11 protein-coding genes are annotated in these 10,455 nt (G+C 67.3%); 7 read left to right on the top strand and 4 right to left on the bottom strand.

Going from position 1 to position 10,455, the window contains the following annotated elements:
* Positions 1-262: 262 nt before the first annotated feature.
* Together phbB and GH664_RS20855 are read right to left on the bottom strand one after the other, a co-directional pair.
* Positions 263-1,003 carry an acetoacetyl-CoA reductase gene (gene phbB / locus GH664_RS20860; RefSeq protein WP_153170043.1) on the bottom strand — a complete coding sequence of 247 codons (741 nt, stop codon included), beginning with the start codon at positions 1,001-1,003 and terminating at the stop codon, positions 263-265.
* 135 nt (positions 1,004-1,138) lie between these two features.
* Entirely contained in the window at positions 1,139-2,887 is a 1,749-nt protein-coding gene (locus GH664_RS20855) for an alpha/beta hydrolase (protein WP_228111651.1), read from the bottom strand.
* 106 nt (positions 2,888-2,993) lie between these two features.
* Here GH664_RS20855 and GH664_RS20850 point away from each other — a divergent pair, with 106 nt between their 5' ends.
* A complete protein-coding gene (locus tag GH664_RS20850) occupies positions 2,994-3,209 on the top strand; it encodes a hypothetical protein (protein WP_153170042.1) in 216 nt (71 codons plus the stop codon).
* A 43-nt stretch (positions 3,210-3,252) separates the two neighbouring features.
* Here the strand turns inward: GH664_RS20850 and pgeF are convergent, their stop codons facing one another.
* The gene (pgeF, locus tag GH664_RS20845) at positions 3,253-3,975 is read right to left on the bottom strand and encodes a peptidoglycan editing factor PgeF (protein ID WP_228111650.1); all 723 of its coding nucleotides are present in this window, start codon (positions 3,973-3,975) and stop codon (positions 3,253-3,255) included.
* 8 nt (positions 3,976-3,983) lie between these two features.
* Positions 3,984-4,982, bottom strand: coding sequence for a 23S rRNA pseudouridine(1911/1915/1917) synthase RluD (gene rluD / locus GH664_RS20840; RefSeq protein WP_153170040.1), 999 nt, complete (start codon positions 4,980-4,982; stop codon positions 3,984-3,986).
* Here rluD and GH664_RS20835 point away from each other — a divergent pair.
* The 6 genes from GH664_RS20835 to GH664_RS20810 all read left to right on the top strand — a co-directional run bounded on the left by GH664_RS20835 (position 4,969) and on the right by GH664_RS20810 (position 10,436).
* Positions 4,969-5,778: an outer membrane protein assembly factor BamD gene (locus GH664_RS20835; RefSeq protein ID WP_153170039.1), complete on the top strand. Its 810-nt coding sequence runs from the start codon at positions 4,969-4,971 to the stop codon at positions 5,776-5,778. The genes rluD and GH664_RS20835 overlap by 14 nt on opposite strands.
* 16 nt (positions 5,779-5,794) lie before the next feature.
* The gene (locus tag GH664_RS20830) at positions 5,795-6,508 is read left to right on the top strand and encodes a fumarylacetoacetate hydrolase family protein (protein WP_153170038.1); all 714 of its coding nucleotides are present in this window, start codon (positions 5,795-5,797) and stop codon (positions 6,506-6,508) included.
* Positions 6,509-6,754: 246 nt separating this feature from the next.
* Positions 6,755-7,267, top strand: coding sequence for a cytochrome C (locus GH664_RS20825; RefSeq protein ID WP_153170037.1), 513 nt, complete (start codon positions 6,755-6,757; stop codon positions 7,265-7,267).
* Between the two features lie 121 nt (positions 7,268-7,388).
* Positions 7,389-7,886 carry a hypothetical protein gene (locus GH664_RS20820; protein ID WP_153170036.1) on the top strand — a complete coding sequence of 166 codons (498 nt, stop codon included), beginning with the start codon at positions 7,389-7,391 and terminating at the stop codon, positions 7,884-7,886.
* Positions 7,883-9,247, top strand: coding sequence for a GAF domain-containing protein (locus tag GH664_RS20815; RefSeq protein WP_153170035.1), 1,365 nt, complete (start codon positions 7,883-7,885; stop codon positions 9,245-9,247). Before GH664_RS20820 ends, GH664_RS20815 begins: the two co-directional genes overlap by 4 nt.
* Positions 9,248-9,428: 181 nt before the next feature.
* Positions 9,429-10,436 carry a thiamine pyrophosphate-dependent dehydrogenase E1 component subunit alpha gene (locus GH664_RS20810; protein ID WP_153170034.1) on the top strand — a complete coding sequence of 336 codons (1,008 nt, stop codon included), beginning with the start codon at positions 9,429-9,431 and terminating at the stop codon, positions 10,434-10,436.
* Positions 10,437-10,455: the final 19 nt, after the last annotated feature.

Below are 10,455 nucleotides of genomic sequence, written 5' to 3'. Positions count from 1 at the left end.
CGGGCTTTGACGATATTCGCCGCCTTACCCCGCTGTGCCGCCTCATATCCGCTTCCTGTTCGTCAGGCCAGCGCTTTGCCTTCGGCTTCCTCCAGATTCGCAGTTACCCGCGACACCCTTGCCGTTCAGCTAACTCTTCCCCTTGCCGGGCGAGTAGAGGACTTTCACCTCCAAGTGGGTGCGCCCTGCCGGGCGCACGAAGAAAAAACGGCGCACACCCGCATCGCGGGGTGCGCCGTGGCTGTCCGGCACCAGGGACAGATCAGAACATGTGCTGACCGCCGTTGATCGAGATGTTGGCGCCGGTCACGAAGGCCGCCTCTTCGGACGACAGATAGGCGACGAGGCCGGCGATTTCTTCCGGCTTGCCCAGGCGCGAGACGGGAATCTGCGGCAGGATCTTGGAATCCAGGATCTCCTGCGGAATCGCCATCACCATCTTGGTACCGATGTAGCCCGGCGAGATGGTGTTCACCGTCACGCCGTTGCGCGCGACTTCAAGCGCCAGGGCCTTGGTGAAGCCATGCATGCCCGCCTTCGCGGCAGCGTAGTTGGTCTGGCCGAAGGCACCCTTCTGGCCGTTCACCGACGATACGTTGATCACGCGACCCCACTTGCGCTCCACCATGCCGTCGACGACCTGCTTGGACATGTTGAAGGCGGAGTCGAGGTTGGTGCTGATCACGGCATCCCAGTCAGCCTTGGTCATACGTTTGAACGTCATGTCGCGCGTGATGCCTGCGTTGTTCACCAGCACGTCGACCGGGCCGACCTCCTTCACCACCTGCTCCACGCAGGCCTTGCAGGAGTCGAAATCGGCCACGTCGCAGGGATAGGCCTTGAAGCCGTAGCCCATGTTATTCATGGTCTGCAGCCATTCGGCCGCCTTGGTGTTGCTCGGCGAATGAGTGGTCACCACCTTGTAGCCAAGCGCAGCGAGCTTAATGCAGATCGCTTCGCCCAGACCACCCATACCACCCGTTACCAGTGCGACTCTCGACATTTTTTACTCCTCTCCCCTAATGGGCATTCACGGCGGGAATGATTCTGTCGGCAGCGCCCGCCACTTTCGCTGCCGCCATCGATGACCCGATGCCGAGCCGGGACAACCCCGGCCGGCCACGCACGGCAACAGCGCTCAGGCGCGCTCCTTGACGTAACGGCCCGGCGCCGGCTCGATCGGCTCGTACTTCGTGCTGCCGAGCCGCCCGCGGGCGGCGACCGACTTGCCGCCGAAGCCCCGCAGCCATTCGATCCAGTGCAGCCACCAGCTGCCCTTCTGCTCGACCGCAGCCGTCAGCCACTCCTCCGGATCGGTCGCCGCGGCATCCGAAACCCAGTAGCTGCGGCGATTCTTCGACGCCGGATTGATGGCGCCGGCAATATGACCGCTTGCGCCGAGCACGAAGGTGGTGTCGCCGCCGAGCAGGTTGCGGGCCAGGTAGGCGCTCGTCCAGGGAACGATGTGGTCCTCGCGCGCCGCCATCAGGTAGGCCGGCATGTCGACCTTGGAGAGGTCGATCTTCTCGCCCAGCATCTTGAGCTTTCCGGGCACGCGCAGGTTGTTCTCGAGATACATGTTGCGCAGGTACCAGGTGAGGAAGGGACCCGGCAGATTGGTCGCGTCCGCGTTCCAGTAAAGCAGGTCGAACGCCTGTGGCTTCCTTCCCTTCAGGTAGTTGCCCACCACGTACTGCCACACCAGGTCGTTGGCACGCAGGAAGGAAAACACGTTGGCAAGTTCCTGCCCCTTCAGCACCCCGCCTTTGCCGATGGCCGCTTCCCGCGCGGTCACACTCGCCTCATCGACGAGGCAGCCGAGCTCCCCCGCGTCGGCGAAGTCGAGCAGGGTCGTCATCAGCGTCAGGCTGGCAACCGGCTCCACGCCCCGGGCACGCTCGACCGCCAGCGCGGACGTCAGCATCGTGCCGCCGACGCAGAAGCCCAGCACGTTGGGCTTCTTCACGCGGGTGATGGAGCGCACGACCTCGAGCGCAGCAAGCGGACCCTTTTCCAGGTAGTCGTCCCAGGTGAGGTGACCGCCAACGTCCGGGCGCGGGTTGCGCCATGAAACCAGGAAGACGGTGAAACCCTGCTCGACGGTGAAGCGGACCAGCGAGTTTTCCGGCTGCAGGTCCATGATGTAGAACTTGTTGATGCAGGGCGGCACGATCAGCAGCGGCACCTGTGCAACCTTTTCGGTCAGCGGCGCGTACTGGATCAACTGCATCACGTCATTCTCGAAAACCACCGCACCTGGCGTCACCGCCAGGTTCCGCCCCACTTCGAAGGCGGCATCGTCGGTCATCGAGATGCGCCCCTTCTCGAGATCGGCGAGCAGATTGCGCAAGCCCTGGGTGATGCTCTCGCCCTTGGAGTCGAGCGCCTCCTTGATGAACTCGGGGTTGGTGGCAGCGAAGTTGCTCGGCGACAGCGCGTCGACATACTGCCGGGTCAGGAACTTGATGCGCGACTTCGCGCGTCCGTCCGCCATCGGCAGCGCGTCGGCCACCTGCGTCAGGAAGCCCGAATTGAGCAGATAGGCTTGCTTCACGTAGTCGAATACCGGGCTTTGCTGCCACTCGGGGGCGGCAAAACGCCGGTCTCCCGGTTCGGGCTGCACCACCGGCTCCGACGGCGCATCGGGCTTGCGCGCAAGCATCGACGACCACAGCGCGGCGTGCTGCTCGGCAAAGGCCTTTTGCATGTTGGCAAGCGCATCGGCCTCGGGCATGGGCACGCGGGGCGAGGCGACGCCGGTGGAATCCTGCATCGCGACATGATTGCGCGCGAGCGTGTCGAAGAAATTTTGCGCCATGGCCTGGCCGGCCTGGAACATCATCTGCAGAGCTTCGGTCGATTTGTTGTTGTCGTTCGCGCCGGACATTTCGTCTCCTGTGGCTATGCACCCGGGCCCCGGAGCGGGCTCCACGATTGCCGCGATTATGCACCTGCCAAACCGTCGCCGGGGCGTGGGCGCTACAATCCAGGCCATGTATCTGATCGCGATTGCCTGGCTCTACGTGGCCCTGCTCGCTTCCGTGGCGGAAAATACCGTCGTGGGCGGCGTGCTGACCTTCCTATTCTACGGCGCGGGGCCACTCGCACTCACGTTGTGGCTCCTCGGCGCACCCGCACGACGCGAGCGCCGCAAGGCTCGCGAGGCGGCCGGCATGAACGATAGAGCCGATTCGGAAGACAGGCAATAGCGCGGCACTTGCGTTCGGCATCGGGGCCGTCGCGCCGTCGCCGTCAGGGCTCGAGCCAGATCATCGAAGCAAAACGGCCAGTCACGCCGTCGCGCCGATATGAATAAAAGTGCGCCACGTCGGCGTGCGTGCAGACGCCGCCGCCGTGCACGCGCTGCACACCGATCCGTGCCAGGCGCAGGCGCGCGAGCTCGAACAGATCGGCCATCCACTTCCCATCGCGCCGGCCCGGCGTGAAGGCAGACGCCGCAGCGGCATCGTCGGTCACGAATGCCGCCCTCACCTCGGCGCCGACCTCGAACGCACGCGGACCGATGGCGGGCCCCAGCCAGGCCATCACCCCACCGGCCGGCACACCCATGCGCGTGACGGCGGCCTCCAGCACTCCCGCCGCCAGTCCGCGCCATCCGGCGTGCGCCGCAGCGACCACCGTGCCGGCGTCATCGCAGAACAGCACGGGCAGGCAATCGGCCGTCAGCACCGCGCACACCCGGTGCGGAAGACGCGCAACCACCGCATCCGCTGTCGGCACTCCGCTCGCATCGTCGCCATCGGCAACGGCGACACCATGTACCTGGTTCAGCCACAACGGCGCCGACGGCACGAGGCCGCGCAGCCTGGCGCGGTTCTCGGCGACGGCGGCCTCGTCGTCGCCCACATGCGCGCCCAGGTTGAGGCTGTCGTACGGCGGCAAGCTCACGCCGCCAAAGCGGGTCGTCACGCAGGCGCGTACGCGCGGTGGCGCCGGCCAGTCAGGTTGAATCAAGGGCAAGGTCACCAGCTTGGACTCCCGAGGGATCGCAGCAGGGCTGCAAAATCGGCGGCCATCGGCACCGACCATTCCATCTCCACCCTGGAGGACGGATGGATCAGGCCGAGGCGAAAGGCATGCAGCGCCTGGCGCGGAAAGGCATCGAGAAGCGCGTCGCCGCAACGGCGCACGCCATAGACCGGATCGCCGACCAGCGGGTGGCCCACGTGGGCCATGTGCACCCGGATCTGGTGCGTGCGCCCTGTCTCGAGCTGGCATTCGACCAGAGTGCAGCGCGCGAGGCGCTCGCACACCGCGTAGCGCGTGACCGCCGGACGGCCGCCCGGCACCACCGCCATGCGCGTGCGATGCTGCGGATGACGGCCGATCGGCGCCGTCACCACCCCCGCCCTGCCGATGGCGCCGTGCACCAGCGCGTGGTAGTGGCGCTTCACGGTGCGCGCCTGCAACTGGCGCACCAGGTCCGTCTGCGCCTCGAGCGTTCTGGCGACGACCAGCAGGCCGCTCGTCTCCTTGTCCAACCGATGGACGATGCCGGCGCGCGGCACGCCCGCCAGTTCGGGCGCGTGGTGCAGCAGCGCGTTGAGCAGCGTGCCCGTCCAGTTGCCGCTGCCCGGATGCACCACCAGGCCGGCCGGCTTGTTGATCACGATCAGCGTGGCGTCTTCGAACACGACATCGAGCGGGATGTCTTCAGGCAGCGCCGCCATCGCCTCGGGCGGTGGCGCGACATCCACCTCGAGGCGCTCTCCGCCCCACACCTTGCGCTTGGCTTCGGCCGCCGCACCATCCTGGCGCACACGCCCGTCCTTGAGCCAGGCCTGCAGCCGGCTACGCGAGTGTTCTGGAAAGAGCCGCGCCAGCGCCTGGTCCAGACGCAGGCCGGCGAGATCGGCCGAAACGGTCAGCAGCATCGACGACGGCTCGAACGGGTCGTCGTCCTCGGCTGGGCTATAATCGCGCGGTTCATTCACGCGAGTGTTATCGATGGCTAGGTTCACCTTGGGAAGTTTAGCGGGAAATGCCGCACTGATCGGCGCCTTGCTGCTCGGCGGCTGCGGCCTGATGCCTGACGAGATCGATGAAACCGCAGGGTGGAACGCGCAAAAGCTCTACTCCGAGGCCAAGGCGTCGATGGGCGAAGGCGGCTACGACCGCGCGGTGAAGCTGTTCGAAAAACTCGAGGCGCGCTACCCCTACGGCCGCTACGCGCAGCAGGCCCAACTCGAATCGGCCTACGCGTACTACAAGCAAGGTGAGGCGGCCATGGCGCTGGCCGCGGCCGATCGCTTCATCAAGCTGCACCCGAACCACCCGAACGTCGATTACGCCTACTACCTGAAGGGCCTGGTGAATTTCAACGAGGATCTCGGCCTGTTCGCCGGCCTGTCCAACCAGGATCTTTCCGAGCGCGATCCGAAAGGCGCCCGCGAAGCCTTCGAGAGCTTCCGCGAGCTCATCACCCGCTTCCCGGAGAGCCGTTACGCGGAAGACTCGCGCAAGCGCATGCAGTACCTCGTCAACTCGCTCGCCGCGCACGAGGTGCACGTGGCCCGCTACTACTATCGCCGTGGCGCTTATGTCGCCGCAGTGAATCGCGCCAAGAGCGCGCTGACGAGCTTTCCGCAGGCACCGGCTAACGAGGAGGCGCTGTTCCTGCTGGTGAGGAGCTACGACGCGCTCGGCATGACCGAGCTGCGAGACGATTCCGACCGGGTGATGCGCAAGAATTTCCCCAACAGCGTGTATTTCTCCGGTGGTCCGGCCGATACACGGCCCTGGTGGCAACTCTGGTAAGCGCGAGGGCAGACTCATGACCCAAGCGACGTATCTGTGGAACCCGCCTGCCGTCGTCTCGCTTCCGGTGATCGGCAGCACTGCGCGCTATCCGGTGAATCGCATCTTCTGCGTGGGTCGCAACTACCAGGCGCACGCCATCGAGATGGGCATGAAGGGGGTCGTCAAGGCCACCTCGCGCCCTTTCTACTTCACCAAGACACCGTCGTCGCTCGTCGAAAGCGGTGCGACGATTCCCTACCCGCCGGGCACCGCCGATTTCCACTACGAGATGGAACTGGTCGTCGCGCTCGGGGCGCCGGGATTCCGCGTCTCCGAAGCCGATGCGGAAAAGCTGATTCATGGCTACGCCGCAGGTCTCGACATGACGCGCCGCGACCTGCAGGCGATCGCGCGTGATGCCGGCCGTCCGTGGGATCTGAGCAAGAACTTCGAGAACGCGGCAATCTGCAGCCCCATCGTGCCCGCCGGCGAACTCGGCGTGCTCGACCGCGGCGCCATCACGCTCGCGGTCAATGGCGTGACGCGGCAAGCGGGCGACCTGTCGCAACTGATCTGGAACATCCGTGAGATCATCGCCGACCTGTCGCAGTTCTACCACCTGCAGCCCGGCGACCTGATCTACACCGGCACGCCCGAGGGCGTCGGCGCAGTGAAGACGGGCGACCACCTCAGCGGTCACATCGACCGCGTCGGCGACATCACGCTGACCATCGGCGCCGCCGAGTAGTCTTTCGGTTTCGACACGCAGCGCCTGCCCGACCCTGCGGCCTGCAGCCGCTGACAGCGGCGCCTCCGACGGCCCCTGCCTCCCAGCGAGGCAGGGGCCGTGTGCTTTGCGGCGGGCGACTAGCAAATTCTTAGCATTCGTTGAAGCAGCATTTAGCTTCACGCCGGCACGCGCACGACCACACTGGCCATCACTCGCGGCAGGCCCCCTCCCGCCTCGCGAAACGAAAACGACAGGAGAACCGTCATGATGGTCAGAAAGACAGTCGCTGCGCTCGTCGCCACCCTGCTCGCCTCGCTGGCTGGAAGCGCTGCCGGCACGGATGGGGGCGCGGCGCAGGAGCGCACGGGCCGCGATGCAACGATGATCGAGCGCGGCCGCTACATCGTGCGCGTTGCGGGCTGCAACGATTGCCACACGCCGCACTATGCGCAGACCGGCGGACGCGTCGCCGAACGTGACTGGCTGGTCGGCGACCGGCTCGGCTGGCATGGCCCCTGGGGCACGACCTTCGCGGCGAACCTGCGCATCAGGCTGGCGCAGATGAGCGAGGACGAGTGGGTGCGCCATGCGCGCAGCACGGAGGCACGTCCGCCCATGCCCTGGTTCGCATTGCGCGACATGGCCGAGGACGATCTGCGTGCGATCCATCGCTTCGTGCGCTCGCTCGGCGTCGCCGGCGAGCCGGCGCCCGCCTACCTGCCGCCGGGCGAGCCGGCGCCTGGTCTTGCAGTGTTGTTCCCGCAGCCGCCGAAATAGGATGCCGACGACGACGCGCTGATCGCGGGCAGGCGCATGCACGCCGTCGGGCCCAAGGGGCGGACCGCATCCCGCAGCAGGCATTCCGCCGCCTGGGCTTGTTGTCTATGCTTGGGAAACCATGACCCAGGCACTTTCCCCCCTCCTCGACGAAGACCAGGCCCGCTTCATTTGCGGCGGCGTATCGATCAGCGCGGCAGCCTGCCGCGGCGCCGGCCTGCCCAGCATGGCGCGGGCCACCGGCTGCCGCGTCGCCGCTGACAAACGCAGCATCACCATCCTGCTCTCGGCCACCGCCTCCGCCGGCCTCATCGACGACGTGCGGCGCAACGGTGCGATCGCCGTGGTCTTCAGCCTGCCGGCGGATCACCGCACCCTGCAGTTCAAGGGCGGCGATGCCCGCGTCGTGCCGCTGGAGCCCGGCGACGAGGCGCTTGCCGAGCGCTACGTGGACGCCTTCGCCGGGGGCCTCGCGCCGCTGGGCTATCCCACGCAGGTGATCCGGAGTGTGCTCGCCTGCCGCGCCGACGACCTCACCGCCATCAACTTCACGCCGAGCGCCGGCTTCCTGCAGACGCCGGGGCCTGATGCCGGCAACGCGCTGCGGAGCGGTGCATGAAGATCAAGCTGGATGCGATCCGCGCCTGCCTCGACGGTGCCATCCCGGGCACCATCGCCACCTGCAGCCCGGACGGCACGCCGAACATGGCCTACCTGTCGCAGGTGCAGTACGTGGATGCCGGCCATGTCGCGCTGTCCTATCAGTTCTTCAACACGACCCGCCGCAACATCCTCGCGAACCCTCATGCGCGCGTCGCCGTGATCGACCCGGAAACCGGCGCGCACTACAGGCTGAGCCTGCAATACCTGCGCACCGAGCAGGAGGGCCCGCTGTTCGAGAAGATGAAGGCCAAGCTCGCCGGCATCGCCTCGCACACCGGCATGGCCGGCGTGTTCAGGCTGCTGGGTGCCGACATCTACCGCGTGCTCGACATCGAGCGCGTGCCCGGCGAAACGCTGCCGCCACCGCCACCGCGTGCCCACCTGCTCGCCGCGCTGCGGGCGAGCGCCGAGCAGTTGTGCTTGTGCACCGACCTCGACAGCCTGCTCGCGCAGACGCTCACCTGCCTCGAGATCCATTTCGACGTCCACCACGCGATGGTGCTGATGCTCGATGCGCCCAATGCCCGCCTGTACACGGTCGCCAGCCGCGGCTACACGCAGTCGGGCGTCGGCTCGGAAATCGCGCTGGGCGACGGCGTGATCGGCGTCGCCGCACGCGAGGGGACGCCGATCCGCATCGGCCATTTCGCCGCGGAATACAGCTACACGCTCGCCATTCGCGACAACCTGCAGCGCAGCGGGCTGGCGCCGCAACTGGAGACCGAGATCCCGCTGCCGGGCCTGCCCGGCTCGCGCAGCCAGCTCGCCGTGCCCATCCGTGCCGGGCAGCGCGTGCTCGGCATCCTGTACGTCGAGAGCCCGCAGGATCTGCGCTTCGGCTACGACGACGAGGACGCGCTGGTGTCGCTCGCCGGCGGCCTCGGCGCGGCGATCCAGTTGCTGCAGCACGCACCCGTGGACGCAGCCGAACGCAGCGCATCTGCTTCGCCGGCGGCCAAACCCGGCCCCGCGCCCGAGGCCGGGCCAGTGCTCGAGGTACGCCACTATGCCGAGAACGACAGCATCTTTCTCGACGGCCGCTACCTCATCAAGGGCGTCGCCGGCGCCATCCTGTGGGCACTGCTCAACGACTTCGCCGCCAGCGGGCGCACCGCCTTCAGCAATCGCGAACTGAGGCTGGATCCGCGCATCCGACTGCCGGACATCAGCGACAACCTGGAAGCGCGGCTGATCCTGCTCGGCCGCCGGCTGGTCGAGCATCAGGCGCCGATCCGCATCGACAAGACCGGCCGCGGCTGCTTCGAGTTGCGCATCGAGCGGCCGCTGGCGTTGCTGCACACACCCCACGGCGTCTGAAACCCCGCGCACGCGCCTCCTCGTGGAGCGCATGCTAAATCTTCACTCGCCACTTCCTAAGAATTCCCTATTCCGGTGCGCCCCCTCTTTCGCATTCCCGCGAGAGGGCTAGATTGCAGCCGTCGGACCTGCACCGGCCAACCGCCGCGGCGCTCCGACCCTGCAAACAGGAGGCGAATTCATGAACACCGTGTCACCCACCGCAGCAGCCCGCAGCACCCCGTCATCCCCCGTCATCCCGCGCCTCGATCAGCCGGAAGCCCTGCTCGAGGCCATGCTGCTGATCCGCGCCTACGAACTGCGCCTGTCGACGCACTCCGCCCAAAGCGGCACCCCCGGCACCTGCACCGCCGTCGGCCAGGAAGCAGCCGCGGTCGGCGTCGTCTCGGCGCTCACCGCAGACGACCTGATCCTCACCAACCACCGCAGCGCCGGCCACCTGCTCGCCCGCGGCGCCGACCCGGGACGCATGATGGCCGAGGTGCTGGGCCGCCGCGACGGCTACTGCAAGGGCAAGAGTGGCTCGCTGCACATCTCGGTGCGCGAACTCGGCGTGGTGCTCACCTCCACCATCGTGGGCGGCGAGCTGTCGCTCGCCACCGGCGTCGCGCTATCGCAGACCATGCTCGGCCGGCCCGGCATCGTCGCCTGCTTCTTCGGCGACGGCGCCGCCGGCGAAGGCATCTTCCACGAATCGCTGAATCTCGCCGCCGTGTGGAAGCTGCCCATCCTCTATGTGTGCGAGAACAACCAATGGCAGGCCTTCGTGCACCGGCGCGAGACCATGGTCGGCGAAAGCGTCGCCGCCTGGGCGGCGCCCTACGGCATCGCCAGCGCCACCGTCGATGGCAACGATGTCGAGGCGGTGAGTGCGGCCGCCCGCGCTGCGACCGACTCCATCCGCGACACCGGCAAGCCCTTCCTGCTCGAACTGTCGACCTATCGCCTGCGCGGCCACTTCGAACCCGACGACCAGGCCTACGTGAATGCGGCCGAGCTCGCCGCGTGGCAGGCGCGCGATCCGATCGAGCGCATGAAGACCCGCCTGCTGGCGGGCGGAGGATTCACTGCCGGCGACCTGGACGGCATCGGCACCCGCGTTGCCGCACGCATCGACGCCGCGATGGCCTTCGCCGAGGCCTCGCCCTGGCCCGACGCCACCGAGCTGCTCACCGACATCTACGCCTGACCGCCCCGAGGACGCCACC

The organism is Thauera sp. 2A1, assembly GCF_009469595.2.
GTDB lineage: Bacteria > Pseudomonadota > Gammaproteobacteria > Burkholderiales > Rhodocyclaceae > Thauera.
The sequence above is the reverse complement of the archived record's forward strand: the minus strand, read 5'-3'. Positions and strand labels throughout refer to the sequence as shown.